Origin of the sequence: Streptomyces tricolor (genome assembly GCF_002155905.1) — a bacterium.
GTDB classification, from domain to species: domain Bacteria; phylum Actinomycetota; class Actinomycetes; order Streptomycetales; family Streptomycetaceae; genus Streptomyces; species Streptomyces tricolor.
Genome location: NZ_MUMF01000101.1, coordinates 1 through 13,772 on the forward strand (window position 1 = coordinate 1; position 13,772 = coordinate 13,772).

17 protein-coding genes and 2 tRNA genes are annotated in these 13,772 nt (G+C 70.3%); 16 read left to right on the forward strand and 3 right to left on the reverse strand.

The genetic code is table 11. From position 1 onward, the window contains the following. Window positions 1-113: 113 nt before the first annotated feature. From CCN44_RS08390 to CCN44_RS08410, 5 genes are all read left to right on the forward strand, one after another. A tRNA-Met gene (locus CCN44_RS08390) sits at window positions 114-186 on the forward strand. Between the two features lie 90 nt (window positions 187-276). Then, window positions 277-441 carry a 50S ribosomal protein L33 gene (rpmG, locus tag CCN44_RS08395; protein ID WP_003948671.1) on the forward strand — a complete coding sequence of 55 codons (165 nt, stop codon included), beginning with the start codon at window positions 277-279 and terminating at the stop codon, window positions 439-441. 114 nt (window positions 442-555) lie between these two features. Then, on the forward strand, window positions 556-1,008 hold the full coding sequence (locus CCN44_RS08400) for a MaoC family dehydratase N-terminal domain-containing protein (protein WP_059252012.1): 453 nt from the start codon (window positions 556-558) through the stop codon (window positions 1,006-1,008). Between the two features lie 7 nt (window positions 1,009-1,015). After that, window positions 1,016-1,444 carry a MaoC family dehydratase gene (locus CCN44_RS08405; protein ID WP_059252014.1) on the forward strand — a complete coding sequence of 143 codons (429 nt, stop codon included), beginning with the start codon at window positions 1,016-1,018 and terminating at the stop codon, window positions 1,442-1,444. A 112-nt stretch (window positions 1,445-1,556) separates the two neighbouring features. Beyond that, window positions 1,557-2,642, forward strand: coding sequence for a UDP-N-acetylmuramate dehydrogenase (locus CCN44_RS08410; RefSeq protein ID WP_272935048.1), 1,086 nt, complete (start codon window positions 1,557-1,559; stop codon window positions 2,640-2,642). Window positions 2,643-2,691: 49 nt separating this feature from the next. Here the strand turns inward: CCN44_RS08410 and CCN44_RS08415 are convergent, their stop codons facing one another. Further along, window positions 2,692-3,324, reverse strand: coding sequence for an NAD(P)-dependent oxidoreductase (locus CCN44_RS08415; protein WP_086697254.1), 633 nt, complete (start codon window positions 3,322-3,324; stop codon window positions 2,692-2,694). Window positions 3,325-3,452: 128 nt separating this feature from the next. Here CCN44_RS08415 and CCN44_RS08420 point away from each other — a divergent pair, with 128 nt between their 5' ends. Together CCN44_RS08420 and CCN44_RS08425 are read left to right on the forward strand one after the other, a co-directional pair. Further along, window positions 3,453-4,061, forward strand: coding sequence for a TetR/AcrR family transcriptional regulator (locus CCN44_RS08420; protein WP_086697255.1), 609 nt, complete (start codon window positions 3,453-3,455; stop codon window positions 4,059-4,061). Between the two features lie 33 nt (window positions 4,062-4,094). After that, complete coding sequence (locus tag CCN44_RS08425) at window positions 4,095-4,802, forward strand: hypothetical protein (RefSeq protein ID WP_059252022.1); 708 nt, start codon at window positions 4,095-4,097, stop codon at window positions 4,800-4,802. Here CCN44_RS08425 and CCN44_RS08430 read toward each other — a convergent pair. After that, window positions 4,747-5,787, reverse strand: coding sequence for an adenosine deaminase (locus tag CCN44_RS08430; RefSeq protein ID WP_059252024.1), 1,041 nt, complete (start codon window positions 5,785-5,787; stop codon window positions 4,747-4,749). The two genes, CCN44_RS08425 and CCN44_RS08430, sit on opposite strands and share 56 nt — an antisense overlap. Window positions 5,788-5,914: 127 nt before the next feature. Next, window positions 5,915-7,141 carry a pyridoxal phosphate-dependent aminotransferase gene (locus tag CCN44_RS08435; RefSeq protein WP_059255180.1) on the reverse strand — a complete coding sequence of 409 codons (1,227 nt, stop codon included), beginning with the start codon at window positions 7,139-7,141 and terminating at the stop codon, window positions 5,915-5,917. A 261-nt stretch (window positions 7,142-7,402) separates the two neighbouring features. Between CCN44_RS08435 and CCN44_RS08440 the strand changes: the two genes are divergently transcribed. The 9 genes from CCN44_RS08440 (at window position 7,403) to rplL (ending at window position 13,486) form a co-directional block, all read left to right on the forward strand. Beyond that, a tRNA-Trp gene (locus tag CCN44_RS08440) sits at window positions 7,403-7,475 on the forward strand. Window positions 7,476-7,581: 106 nt separating this feature from the next. After that, complete coding sequence (gene secE / locus CCN44_RS08445; protein WP_059252026.1) at window positions 7,582-7,869, forward strand: preprotein translocase subunit SecE; 288 nt, start codon at window positions 7,582-7,584, stop codon at window positions 7,867-7,869. Between the two features lie 80 nt (window positions 7,870-7,949). Beyond that, entirely contained in the window at window positions 7,950-8,786 is an 837-nt protein-coding gene (gene nusG, locus CCN44_RS08450; RefSeq protein WP_086697256.1) for a transcription termination/antitermination protein NusG, read from the forward strand. A gap of 80 nt (window positions 8,787-8,866) precedes the next feature. Continuing rightward, a complete protein-coding gene (locus CCN44_RS08455) occupies window positions 8,867-9,265 on the forward strand; it encodes a hypothetical protein (RefSeq protein WP_143649654.1) in 399 nt (132 codons plus the stop codon). Window positions 9,266-9,398: 133 nt separating this feature from the next. Then, complete coding sequence (gene rplK, locus CCN44_RS08460) at window positions 9,399-9,833, forward strand: 50S ribosomal protein L11 (protein ID WP_030747472.1); 435 nt, start codon at window positions 9,399-9,401, stop codon at window positions 9,831-9,833. Window positions 9,834-9,939: 106 nt separating this feature from the next. Beyond that, entirely contained in the window at window positions 9,940-10,665 is a 726-nt protein-coding gene (rplA, locus tag CCN44_RS08465) for a 50S ribosomal protein L1 (protein ID WP_059252031.1), read from the forward strand. A gap of 166 nt (window positions 10,666-10,831) precedes the next feature. Then, window positions 10,832-11,734, forward strand: coding sequence for an SCO4651 family lipoprotein (locus CCN44_RS08470; protein WP_059252033.1), 903 nt, complete (start codon window positions 10,832-10,834; stop codon window positions 11,732-11,734). Window positions 11,735-12,454: 720 nt separating this feature from the next. Next, window positions 12,455-12,985 carry a 50S ribosomal protein L10 gene (gene rplJ, locus CCN44_RS08475; RefSeq protein ID WP_086697258.1) on the forward strand — a complete coding sequence of 177 codons (531 nt, stop codon included), beginning with the start codon at window positions 12,455-12,457 and terminating at the stop codon, window positions 12,983-12,985. Window positions 12,986-13,096: 111 nt separating this feature from the next. Then, window positions 13,097-13,486: a 50S ribosomal protein L7/L12 gene (rplL, locus tag CCN44_RS08480; RefSeq protein WP_086697259.1), complete on the forward strand. Its 390-nt coding sequence runs from the start codon at window positions 13,097-13,099 to the stop codon at window positions 13,484-13,486. Window positions 13,487-13,772 lie beyond the last annotated feature (286 nt).

The following is a 13,772-nucleotide window of genomic DNA, read 5'->3' on the forward strand; positions in this document are numbered from 1 at the left end:
ATAGCTCAGTCGGCAGAGCGTCTCCATGGTAAGGAGAAGGTCAACGGTTCGATTCCGTTTTGGGGCTCTGATGTGAGAGGTTCCCGCCGCAAGGCGGGAGCTGATCTCATCAAAGCGGTGTAGCTCAGTCGGTAGAGCAAGCGGCTCATAATCGCTGTGTCACCGGTTCAAGTCCGGTCACCGCTACTGACAGTAGCCGATTGCGGGGTCGGTCCTTCGATCGGCTACTCTTTCTTGCGTTAAATCAGTCCACCCGTTCGTCATAGGAGCACTCACGTGGCTGCCACCGACGTCCGCCCGAAGATCACGCTGGCCTGCGTGGAGTGCAAGGAGCGGAACTACATCACCAAGAAGAACCGGCGTAACAACCCGGACCGTCTTGAGATGAAGAAGCACTGCCCGCGTTGCAACGCGCACACCGCGCACCGCGAGACGCGATAAATCAGGCTCGTTCGTGAGGCCGTCCCCTTCCGAGGGGGCGGCCTCACGGCGTTTCCACGGCCGGTTACCGGCTAATTTGGGGCCATCACAGCAGACATCAGGAGGTGCCGGGCCATGGCGCTCGACCAGTCCTTCGTGGGACGGACCTACCCGCCCACCGCGCCCTATGAGGTAGGCCGGGAAAAGATCCGCGAGTTCGCCGAGGCGGTGGGCGAGACCAACCCGGTGTACACGGACCCCGAGGCCGCCAAGGCGCTCGGCTACCCCGATGTGATCGCCCCGCCTACCTTCGTGTTCTCCATCACGTTCCGGGCCGCCGGACAGGTGGTCGAGGATCCGCAGCTGGGGCTGGACTACAGCCGCGTGGTGCACGGCGACCAGAAGTTCGCCTACGCCCGCCCGGTGCGCGCCGGCGACCGGCTCACGGTCACCTCCACCATCGAGGGGATCAAGTCCCTCGCGGGCAACGACATCCTGGACATCCGCGGTGAGGTGCACGACGAGGCCGGGGAGCACGTCGTGACCGCCTGGACCAAGCTCGTGGCCCGCGCGGCCGAGGAGGCGTGAGCACCCGATGACGGCGAAGATCGCGTACGACGACGTCGAGGTCGGCACCGAGCTGCCGGCCCAGACCTTCCCCGTGACCCGCGCCACCCTGGTGCGCTACGCGGGTGCCTCCGGGGACTTCAACCCGATCCACTGGAACGAGAAGTTCGCCAAGGAGGTCGGCCTGCCGGACGTCATCGCGCACGGCATGTTCACCATGGCCGAGGCGATCCGGGTGGTCACCGACTGGACCGGCGACCCGGGCGCCGTCGTGGAGTACGGCGTCCGCTTCACCAAGCCCGTCGTGGTCCCCAACGACGACCAGGGCGCCCTGATCGAGGTCAGCGGCAAGGTCGCGGCCAAGCTGGACGACAACACCGTCCGCGTGGACCTGACGGCGATGAGCGCCGGCCAGAAGGTGCTCGGCATGTCCCGGGCAGTCGTACGGCTGGCCTGACGGCCCATGACCCGATGCAAGGGGCGTCCTCCCTGGCGGGGCGCCCCTTACACATGCCCGGCGCGCCCACCCGGCCCGCAAGGCCCGCGGGCACGCCCGTGCGGGCGCGGGGCTGTCGGAGGCGTCTCGTAGTCTTGGGCGGGTGCAGGTACTCCACGACGCCCCCCTTGCCCCGCTGACCACCTTCCGGCTGGGTGGTCCCGCGACGCGGCTGGTGACCGCCGCGACCGACGCCGAGGTGATCGCCGCCGTCCGCGAGGCGGACGACAGCGGTACGCCGCTGCTGGTCATCGGCGGTGGATCGAACCTGGTCATCGGCGACAAGGGCTTCGACGGCACCGCTCTGCGCATCGCCACGCGCGGGGTAGAGCTGCGTGGCACGACGCTGGAGCTGGCGGCCGGCGAGGTGTGGACCGACGCCGTCGCCCGCACCGTCGAGGCCGGGCTTGCCGGGATCGAGTGCCTGGCCGGCATCCCCGGCTCCGCGGGCGCCACGCCGATCCAGAACGTGGGCGCCTACGGCCAGGAGGTCTCCTCGACGATCACCGAGGTGATCGCCTACGACCGGCGGGCCGGTGAGACCGTCACGCTGACGAACGAGGAGTGCGCCTTCTCGTACCGGCACAGCCGCTTCAAGGCCGACCCCGAGCGCTATGTCGTGCTCCGGGTCCGCTTCGAGCTGGAGGACGCCGACGGGCTGTCCGCGCCGGTCAGGTACGCCGAGGCGGCCCGCGCGCTGGGCGTGGAGCCCGGGGACCGGGTGCCGCTGGCAGCCGCCCGCGAGACCGTGCTCCAGCTCCGCGCGGGGAAGGGCATGGTGCTGGACCCCGAGGACCACGACACCTGGTCGGCCGGATCCTTCTTCACCAACCCGATCCTCACCGAGGAGCAGTTCGCCGCGTTCCGCGCGCGCGTGCGCGAACGGCTCGGCGACGGCGTCGAGCCGCCCGCCTACCCGGCGGGGGAGGGCCGTACGAAGACCTCCGCGGCCTGGCTGATCGACAAGGCGGGCTTCACCAAGGGGTACGGCACCGGCCCCGCCCGCATCTCCACCAAGCACACCCTCGCCCTCACCAACCGGGGCGCCGCCACCACCGAGGACCTGCTGGCCCTGGCCCGCGAGGTGGTCGCCGGTGTCCGCGAGGCCTTCGGGATCACGCTGGTCAACGAGCCGGTGACCGTCGGCGTGAGCCTCTAGCCGCAGCGGGACCGGAGGCGGGGGACCGGACCGGGGGACGGCATCCGGTTCAGTAGGCCACCCCCACGCCCTGCTTCAGGGTCTCCCCGGCGTCGATCATCGACAGCATCGCGTGCGCCACGTCCGCGCGCGCGATGAAGCGCCCCTTGGGCGGGAAGCCGCCGACGACGGTGCGGTAGCGGCCGGTGAGCGGCTTGTCCTGCAGGCGCGGCGGCCGTACGGACGTCCAGTCCGTGCCGCTGCGGGCCAGCTCGGCCTCCATCTCGCGCAGGTCGGCGTAGACGTCCTTCAGGACCGCCGACACCAGGGCCCGCACCCCCCGGTCCAGGGGGCCGTCGTCCGCCGGAGCCGGGCCGACCGGACCCGCGCTGACCACCAGCAGCCGGCGCACGCCCTCCGCCTCCATCGCGCCGATGACCGTACGGGTCAGCCGGGTCGCCACCCCGGCGTCCTTGCGGCTGCGCGCGCCCAGACCGGACAGGACCGCGCTTCGGCCCCGGACGGCGCCGCGCAGCTCCTCCGCGTCGGCCAGGCCGCTGCGGACGACCTCCAGACGGCCGCCGGCGACATTTAGTCGGCCCGGGTCCCGTACGACCGCCGTCACCTCGTGACCGGCGTCCAGCGCCTGGCGGACCAGCTCCCGGCCGATCCCTCCGGTGGCGCCGAAAACAGTGAGCTTCATGCCGATTCCCCTGACTCCGTGGTTCCCCTGATTCCCCTGGCCCCTCGGGTGGGTGAGTACTTACTCACCCACCCGCCGTCTAGAGTGGGTAAACACTCACCCGCCCGTCAAGGCCCGAACGGAGCCCCATGGAGACGAAGCCGGCGCGTGTGCGCATCCTCGACGCCGCCCACGAGCTGATGCTCACCGTCGGACTCGCCCGCGCCACCACCAAGGAGATCGCCCGCGCGGCAGGCTGCTCCGAAGCGGCCCTCTACAAGTACTTCGACAGCAAGGAAGAGCTGTTCGTCCGGGTCCTCACCGAGCGCCTGCCCCGGCTCACCCCGCTGCTCGACAGCCTCGCCGCCGCACCGGGCCGGGGCACCCTGGAGGAGAACCTCACCGAGATCGCCCGCCAGGCCGCCCTCTTCTACGAGCAGAGCTTCCCGATCGCCGCCTCCCTGTACGCCGAGACCCAGCTCAAACGGCGCCACGACGACACCCTGCGCACCATGGGCTCCGGCCCGCACCTGCCCCTCCAGGGCCTGGACGCCTACCTCCGCGCCGAACAGGCCGCCGGCCGGGTCCACCCCGACGCCGACACCTACGCCGCCGCCTCCCTGCTCATGGGCGCCTGCGCGCAGCGCGCGTTCGCCTACGACACCACCGAGAGCGGCGAACGCCCGCCCGTGGACACGTTCGCCACCCGGCTCGCGCGCACCCTGCTGGGCGGAATCGCCGTTGCGGACCGGCCCTGACAGCTGTGATCATCCCGCCATGAGGTATCGCCCATGCGGCTGAGGCTGCGCGAGTTCCGGCCCCGCACCGGGCCGTACACCCACCGGATCGTCCAGCCACGGCAGCCGCTGCGCCACACCTCGCTGCGGGCCCCGGACCCCATCGGCCTGCTGCTCGGCGACCACGACGGGCTGAGCAGGCTCGCCGGACTCTTCTCCTTCGCCGCCTGCTCCCGGCACACGATCGTCCACATGCCGCTGCGCCACAGCGTCCCGCCCGACGAGGGCGTCGGCGAGCTGGTCGACCTCGTCCTCGCCCACCACAGCCTCGGCCTGCGCCCCAGCCAGTGGCCCGAGCTGCGCCACAGGCTGCGGCAGGGCACCCCGCTCACCGTCCGCACCGACGAGGCGCGCACCGCGCGGGACGCCGCCGCCTGGCGGACACGTTACGAGCGGGCCGACTTCCGGGACGAACTGCGGCACGCCACGCACGCGCGTACGTTCTTCCTCTTCGGCAGCCGGTACGTGTTCGCCGAGACGGCGACCTGGCTCGCCCGTGCCGCGGGCCACGGGCCGTACCAGAAGGGCGTCGACCAGGGGCACGCGGCGCTGATGGCGGACCTGCCCGCGCTCGTCCAGCCGCCCGGCGGCGGCCACTCCATCGACGTACTGGTCTGCTTCAAGCCCTATCCGCCGTACGCCCACTTCAGGCCGCCGGGCGCGCCAGCCAGTCGTCCACGCCGGCCAGCAGCCGCTTCCTGACCTCCTCCGGAGCGGCCGAACCGCGCACCGACTGCCGGGCCAGCTCCGCGAGTTCGGCGTCCGTGAAACCGTGGGCCTGGCGGGCGATCTCGTACTGGGCGGCCAGCCGGGAGCCGAACAGCAGCGGGTCATCGGCGCCGAGCGCCATCGGGACGCCCGCCTCGAAGAACGTGCGCAGCGGGACGTCCTCCGGCTTCTCGTACACACCGAGCGCCACGTTCGACGCCGGGCACACCTCGCAGGTCACGCCCCGGTCGGCCAGCCGCTTCAGCAGCCGCGGGTCGTCGGCCGCCCGCACCCCGTGCCCGATCCGCGTGGCGTGCAGGTCGTCCAGGCAGTCCCGGACCGACGCCGGGCCGGCCAGCTCGCCGCCGTGCGGCGCCGACAGCAGACCGCCCTCCCGCGCGATGTGGAAGGCCCGGTCGAAGTCCCGCGCCATGCCCCGCCGCTCGTCGTTGGAGAGCCCGAAGCCGACCACGCCCCGGTCCGCGTACCGCACCGCCAGCCGGGCCAGCGTGCGCGCGTCCAGCGGATGCTTCATACGGTTCGCGGCGACCAGCACCCGCATGCCGAGACCGGTCTCCCGGGACGTCGTCTCCACCGCGTCCAGGATGACCTCCAGGGCCGGGATCAGCCCGCCCAGCCGGGGCGCGTACGACGTCGGGTCGACCTGGATCTCCAGCCAGCCGGAGCCGTCCCGCAGGTCCTCCTCGGCGGCCTCACGGACCAGGCGCTGGATGTCCTCCGGCTCGCGCAGGCAGGAGCGCGCCGCGTCGTACAGCCGCTGGAAACGGAACCAGCCCCGCTCGTCCGTGGCCCGCAGTCTCGGCGGTTCCCCGCTGGTCAGCGCGTCCGTCAGCGCCTCGGGCAGACGCACGCCGTACTTGTCGGCCAGCTCCAGGACCGTCGTCGGCCGCATCGAGCCGGTGAAGTGCAGGTGCAGATGGGCTTTCGGCAGCTCAGAGAGATCACGTACACGCTCCATTCCCAGATCCTGCCGTACGTCCCCGCCGTCCCGGTAGCCGTTTCCCCGGACGTGGTCTTGCTCGCACACAGAAGCGGGCCGCCTCCCCGCAGGGAGACGGCCCGCACGCGCGCGTAGGCGACCGGAACTAGTCCCGCGCCTCCGCCAGCAGCTTCTGCACCCGGCTCACGCCCTCGACGAGGTCCTCGTCACCGAGCGCGTACGACAGCCGCAGATAGCCCGGCGTGCCGAAGGCCTCGCCCGGGACGACCGCGACCTCGGCCTCCTCCAGGATCAGCGCGGCCAGCTCGACCGTGTCCTGCGGGCGCTTGCCGCGGATCTCCTTGCCGAGCAGCGCCTTGACCGAGGGGTAGGCGTAGAAGGCGCCCTCGGGCTCCGGGCACACCACGCCGTCGATCTCGTTGAGCATCCGCACGATGGTCTTGCGGCGCCGGTCGAAGGCCTCGCGCATCTTCGCCACCGCGTCCAGGTCGCCGGAGACGGCGGCCAGCGCGGCCGCCTGGGCGACGTTGGAGACGTTCGAGGTGGCGTGCGACTGGAGGTTCGTCGCGGCCTTGACCACGTCCTTCGGGCCGATCACCCAGCCCACGCGCCAGCCGGTCATGGCGTACGTCTTCGCCACGCCGTTGACCACGACGCACTTGTCCCGCAGCTCGGGCAGCAGCGCCGGCAGGGACACCGCGGCGGCGTCGCCGTACACCAGGTGCTCGTAGATCTCGTCGGTGAGCACCCACAGGCCGTGCTCCAGGGCCCAGCGGCCGATCGCCTCGGTCTCGGCCTCGGAGTACACCGCGCCGGTCGGGTTGGACGGCGAGACGAAGAGCACGACCTTCGTCTTCTCCGTGCGCGCCGCCTCCAGCTGCTCCACCGAGACCCGGTAGCCGGTCGTCTCGTCGGCGACGACCTCGACCGGGACACCGCCGGCCAGGCGGATCGACTCCGGGTATGTCGTCCAGTACGGCGCCGGGACGATGACCTCGTCGCCCGGGTCGAGGATCGCGGCGAACGCCTCGTAGATGGCCTGCTTGCCGCCGTTGGTGACCAGGATCTGCGAGACGTCGGGCTCCCAGCCGGAGTCGCGCAGCGTCTTCGCGGCGATCGCGGCCTTCAGCTCGGGCAGGCCGCCGGCCGGGGTGTAGCGGTGGTACTTCGGGTTCTTGCAGGCCTCGACGGCCGCCTCGACGATGTAGTCCGGGGTCGGGAAGTCGGGCTCACCGGCGCCGAAGCCGATCACCGGACGCCCGGCGGCCTTCAGGGCCTTGGCCTTGGCGTCCACGGCGAGGGTGGCGGACTCGGAGATCGCGCCGACTCGGGCGGAGACCCGGCGCTCGGTGGGTGGGGTTGCAGCGCTCATGCGGCCCATCGTTCCAGACCGGAAATGCGCCCGGTACACGGGTTTCACAGACTGAACAGGGAAGGGTCGAGGCGTGAACACGGATCCGAATCCGGGCCCCGGCCAGGACGATCTTTGGTCACATGGCCCCCGACGGGCACTTTCTGTTCGACGCCGGGCCGCGGAGCACGTACACTCTCACCTCGTTGGCCTTCAGCAGCCGCCGCCGATCCGGTGCACACCGAGCACCCGGCCGGATGCGGTACGTTGGGGGACACACAAAGGGTCGTAGCTCAATTGGTAGAGCACCGGTCTCCAAAACCGGCGGTTGGGGGTTCAAGTCCCTCCGGCCCTGCTACACACACCGCCAGGATGTGTGCGCATGTACGTACAGCAATGCACCGCCGTGCGGCTCAGGAACCGGGCGCGGCACGGCCACGACCCGGGATCAGGTGAGGACAATGACGGACGCCGTGGGCTCCATCGACACGCCTGATGCCCAGGACGAGGTTCCTGAGTCCAAGAGGAAGGCCCGCAAGGGCGGCAAGCGCGCCAAGAAGGGCCCGCTCAAGCGCCTCGCCACCTTCTACCGCCAGATCATCGCGGAACTCCGCAAGGTCGTCTGGCCCACGCGCAACCAGCTGACCTCGTACACCACCGTGGTGATCTTCTTCGTCGTCATCATGATCGCCCTGGTGACCGTGATTGACTATGGGCTCGACCACGCGGCCAAGTACGTCTTCGGCTGAGCCAAGAGCGAAGGGCGCCGTGGTACCGGCGCCCGTTTTCGCATGTTCCACCCCTATGTATCCAGGAAGAAGCAGCCATCGTGTCTGACCCGAACCTGAACGACGCCATCGAGCCGGACGAGACGGTGGACGACGAGCGCGACATCGTCGAGGGCGCGGACGAGCAGGACGAGTTCGAGGCTGCCGAGGCCGAGGCGGGTGAGCCGGCCGAGGAGGCCGCGCTGCACGTCGAGGACGAGGAAGAAGAGGCCGACGAGGAGGCCGCCGTCGAGGAGGCCGCCGAGGAGCCGGCCGCCCCGGTGGACCCGGTCCAGGCCCTGCGCGAGGAACTGCGCACCCTGCCCGGCGAGTGGTACGTCATCCACACCTACGCCGGCTACGAGAACCGCGTGAAGACCAACCTGGAGCAGCGCGCCGTCTCGCTGAACGTCGAGGACTACATCTTCCAGGCCGAGGTGCCGCAGGAAGAGGTCGTCCAGATCAAGAACGGCGACCGCAAGACGATCAAGCAGAACAAGCTGCCGGGTTACGTCCTGGTCCGCATGGACCTGACCAACGAGTCCTGGGGCGTCGTCCGCAACACGCCGGGCGTCACCGGCTTCGTCGGCAACGCCTACGACCCGTACCCGCTGACCCTGGACGAGATCGTCAAGATGCTCGCCCCGGAGGCCGAGGAGAAGGCCGCCCGCGAGGCCGCCGAGGCCGAGGGCAAGCCCGCCCCGCAGCGCAAGGTCGAGGTCCAGGTCCTGGACTTCGAGGTCGGCGACTCGGTCACCGTCACCGACGGCCCGTTCGCCACGCTGCAGGCGACCATCAACGAGATCAACCCCGACTCGAAGAAGGTCAAGGGCCTGGTCGAGATCTTCGGCCGCGAGACCCCGGTCGAGCTGTCCTTCGACCAGATCCAGAAGAACTGAAGCCGTCCCCCGAGAGCGCCCCGCCGGTCAGCACCGGGCCGGGGCGCTCTCGCCGTGTCCGGCCCGCCGTGCTCGGCGCCGTGGCCGCGCTCGTCCTGCTGGCCGCGTCGTACGCCGTCTTCTTCCCGGCGGCCTGGCTGCGGACCGAGCTGCGGGGCGCGGAGCGGGCCGAGGCCACCTTCCACACCGGGCGGTGCGTCGTCGGCGGCTGCCGCGTCACCTTGCCGTTCGCGGGCGAGCGGGTCACGGCCCGGCTCCCGTTCGGCACGCGCGCGCGGGGGCACGCCGACGGTGACACCGTGGAGGTACGGCACGCGCCGGGCGACCCGCGCCGGCTCGTGCTCGCCGAGGACACCGGACGCGGGACCGTGGTCGCGCTGCTCGCCGTACCGGGCGGCGCGACGGTGCTCACGCTGCTGGCCGCGGCCGTGCACGTGCGGCGCGACCGACGGCCCGAAGGATCCGCGGAAGCCGTCTGACCAGGGCGATTTCTTGTCTTGAGGAGACAGCGGCTATCGTGGTGCGGTATGCCATCTGTGTGATCTTGCCCCCATGGGTGCAGGTCGAAGGCGCGGATGGCAGTCAACCTCTCAGTAAGGACCCGGAGAGAGCATGCCTCCCAAGAAGAAGAAGGTCACGGGGCTCATCAAGCTCCAGATCCAGGCCGGCGCCGCCAACCCGGCCCCGCCGGTCGGCCCGGCGCTGGGTCAGCACGGCGTCAACATCATGGAGTTCTGCAAGGCCTACAACGCCGCGACCGAGTCGCAGCGCGGTTGGGTCATCCCGGTGGAGATCACGGTCTACGAGGACCGCTCCTTCACCTTCGTCACCAAGACGCCGCCGGCCGCGAAGATGATCCTCAAGGCCGCGGGTGTCGAGAAGGGCTCGGGCGAGCCGCACAAGACCAAGGTCGCCAAGATCACCGAGGCGCAGGTCCGCGAGATCGCCCAGACCAAGATGCCCGACCTGAACGCGAACGACCTGGACGCCGCCGCGAAGATCATCGCCGGTACCGCGCGTTCCATGGGCGTCACGGTCGAGGGCTGACCCCACCACCAGCAGTCATGCGGCTGACAGAACGACGCAGCCGCACGTGGCAGGGCCTGCTCGGCCCAAGGACCACGACTCCTTTCAGAACACACAGGAGCAAGTTGTGAGCAAGCGCAGCAAGGCTCTCCGCGCTGCGGACGCCAAGGTCGACCGGGAGAAGCTGTACGCCCCGCTCGAGGCCGTCCGTCTCGCCAAGGAGACCTCCACGACCAAGTTCGACGCCACCGTCGAGGTCGCCTTCCGTCTGGGTGTCGACCCGCGCAAGGCCGACCAGATGGTCCGTGGCACCGTGAACCTTCCGCACGGCACCGGTAAGACCGCCCGGGTCCTGGTCTTCGCGACCGGCGACCGTGCCGAGGCCGCGCGTGCCGCGGGCGCCGACATCGTCGGCGCCGACGAGCTGATCGACGAGGTGGCGAAGGGCCGTCTGGACTTCGACGCCGTCGTCGCCACCCCGGACCTCATGGGCAAGGTCGGCCGCCTCGGCCGCGTCCTCGGCCCGCGTGGTCTGATGCCGAACCCGAAGACCGGCACCGTCACCCCCGACGTCGCCAAGGCCGTCACCGACATCAAGGGCGGCAAGATCGAGTTCCGCGTCGACAAGCACTCGAACCTGCACTTCATCATCGGCAAGGCGTCCTTCGACGACGCCAAGCTGGTGGAGAACTACGGCGCCGCGCTGGAGGAGATCCTCCGTCTGAAGCCGTCCGCCGCCAAGGGTCGCTACATCAAGAAGGCCGCCATCACCACCACGATGGGCCCCGGCATCCCGGTCGACCCGAACCGCACCCGCAACCTCCTCGTCGAGGAGGACCCGGCCGCCGTCTGAGCCTGAGGCTCGGATCCGGTAGCCGCGTCAGCGACGCGTAAGAAAAGGGCGGGCCCTGGAACCTTCGAGGTTCCGGGCCCGTCCTTTCTGTGTGCGACCTTTCGTACGACTGTCAGTGGCCTGGGCTACGGTGCAGGCACAGGACACGCATCAGGGGTGGGAGCAGATGAACAGCACGACCGCGCGCCGGGCGACCCTTTCCATAGCGGTGGTGGCCGCGCTGACCGGAGTGGCCGCCTGCGGCTCCTCCGACTCCGACAAGGGCGGTGACAAGGCGGCCGGCAAGACGGTGACCCACGTCAGCCCCATCGCCGCGCTGCGCTCCGCGGAGAAGTCCACCGACAAGGCCGACTCGGCCAAGGTGCGCTCCACCACCTCCGTCGGCGACCTCATGTCGATGACCGCGAACGGCGCCCTCACCTGGGGCGACGGCCTCAAGGGCAACCTCACCATCACGTACACCGGCGGCAAGATGGCCGAGGCGATGAAGAAGGCCGGCAGCTCGTCGATGGAGGCCCGGTATCTGCCGGACGCCTACTACGCGCACATGAGCGACGCGTACGCCCAGCAGGCGGGCGGCGGCACGCACTGGATCAAGTACGACTACGACGACCTCGCCAAGCTCGGCGGCGCCTCCGGGTCGTACATGAAGGACCAGCTCCAGAACTCCACGCCGAACCAGTCCGTGAAGCTGCTGCTGGCCTCGGGTGACGTCAAGAAGGTCGGCGAGGAGACGGTCTCCGGCGAGCACACCACGCACTACTCGGGCACGGTCGACGTCGCCGACCTCGCCGAGAAGTCCAGCGACCTCACCGCCGAGCAGATGTCCGCCCTGAAGAAGCAGCTCACGCAGGCCGGCGTCACCACCGAGACCGTCGACGTGTGGATCAACGACCAGGACCTGCTGGTCAAGAAGACCGAGAAGGCCGACACGGCCAACGGCCCCATGACCAACACGACGCACTACTCCGACTACGGCGTGAAGGTCACCGCCGAGGCGCCGCCCGCGAGCGACACCAAGGACTTCGGTGACCTGATGAAGTCCGGCGGCACCGGCATCACGTCCTGACACCGGCGGTACACCGCGACGCCCGGGGCAGCGCGCGCAGCGCTCCCCGGGAGCGTCGCAGGACCCGCCAGGGCTGCCGGCCCGCGGGCCCGGGGCCGGTCCCGCACCGGCTGGGAGAGCACACCCGGCGCGTGACCGCGTGCCGCCGGCCACCGTCGCTCCCGCGCGGTGCAGCGGGGCGGAGCAGCGGCCTGGGGAGGCCGTAGGGGTGAGGTCGGCCGTTGTCGCTTCCGCGCCGTGCGGAGCGGCTCGCAGCCCCCGCCGCAAGGGCCCTGAGACGCCGTAGGGGCCGGCCCCGTCCGAGCCGGCGGCCCCGGACGCCGTACCGGCCCGCGCGGGCCTCACACCGGCCCCTGAGCAGCCTGCACGCGCCGTCGCGCAGCCGCTTCCCGGCCCGCGGCCCCCGGGCCGCGCCAGGCCCCGCCGTACGCCCCCGGCCGCCCGATTTGCTCGTCGGCGCACCGGTCCCGTACTCTCTTGCAGAAGCCAAAGACCGCTGGTCGTTGCCGTGCGCTCGTACGAGGGTGCGGTGGCCGAAGGATCCGCTGAAAAGTGGACGACCCGCGCAGGTGACAGTGGAAGAACTCCCGGAGTACGCGCGCCGAGCGCGTGTGCGGCCGGTCGAGTCCGCCCCGAGCGCCTGCGCCGGGGCGTTTCGTTTTCCCCAGTCCTCCTTCGGGTCCGCGCGGTCCGAATCACCCGGAAGGAGGCCGAGGCTCTATGGCGAGGCCCGACAAGGCTGCCGCGGTTGCGGAGCTGACGGACAAGTTCCGCAGCTCCAACGCCGCCGTGCTGACCGAGTACCGCGGTCTCACCGTGGCGCAGCTCAAGACGCTGCGCCGGTCGCTCGGTGAGAACGCCCAGTACGCCGTGGTGAAGAACACGCTGACCAAGATTGCGGCCAAGGAGGCCGGGATCACGCTGGAGGACCAGCTTTTCGCTGGCCCGACGGCCGTCGCCTTCGTCACCGGTGACCCGGTGGAGTCGGCGAAGGGTCTGCGTGACTTCGCCAAGGACAACCCCAATCTCGTCATCAAGGGCGGTGTCCTGGAGGGCAAGGCCCTCTCCGCCGACGAGATCAAGAAGCTTGCGGACCTCGAGTCCCGCGAGGTTCTGCTCAGCAAGCTGGCCGGTGCCTTCAAGGGGAAGCAGTCCCAGGCTGCCTCCGTCTTCCAGGCGCTGCCGTCGAAGCTCGTCCGCACCGTGGACGCGCTGCGCGCCAAGCAGGCCGAGCAGGGCGGTGCCGAGTAATTCGGCTCGCTTTCTGACCCGCACCACCGGCGCGGGTCGCAGCGGGCCGACGTACGCCCGCCTTACCCAGTACATCCGGCACCTGCCGATTTGAGTGGAAGGACCGCCATCATGGCGAAGCTGTCCCAGGACGAGCTGCTTGCCCAGTTCGAGGAGATGACCCTCATCGAGCTCTCCGAGTTCGTGAAGGCCTTCGAGGAGAAGTTCGACGTCACCGCCGCCGCTGCCGCGCCGGTCGTCGTCGCCGGTGGTGCCGCTGGTGGCGCCGCCGCCGAGGCCGAGGAGGAGAAGGACGAGTTCGACGTCATCCTCACCGGTGCCGGCGACAAGAAGATCCAGGTCATCAAGGTCGTGCGTGAGCTGACCTCGCTGGGTCTGAAGGAGGCCAAGGACCTCGTCGACGGCACCCCGAAGCCGGTCCTCGAGAAGGTCAACAAGGAGGCCGCTGACAAGGCCGCCGAGGCCCTCAAGGGCGCCGGTGCCTCCGTCGAGGTCAAGTAAGACCTTCGCGACCGCAGAAACGGCCCCCTAGGGCTGTAACGCGAACGCACCGAAGGGCGATCATCCATCCGGGTGGTCGCCCTTCGGCGTTCCCCGGGGTCCGGCCTGGGCTGCCTTGCACCTGTGTTCGTGAGGGGTAAGGTGATCTTCGTCGTGTCTCCCGAGGCGCCGGTTCCGGCAAGGAGCCCTTGACGAACCGCACGCAGCGCGCAATTCTCAGGACGCGTCGTCACAAGGATCCGAATCCGAGGCATGGATCGACGACGAAGAGGGCAGTATCAACGTG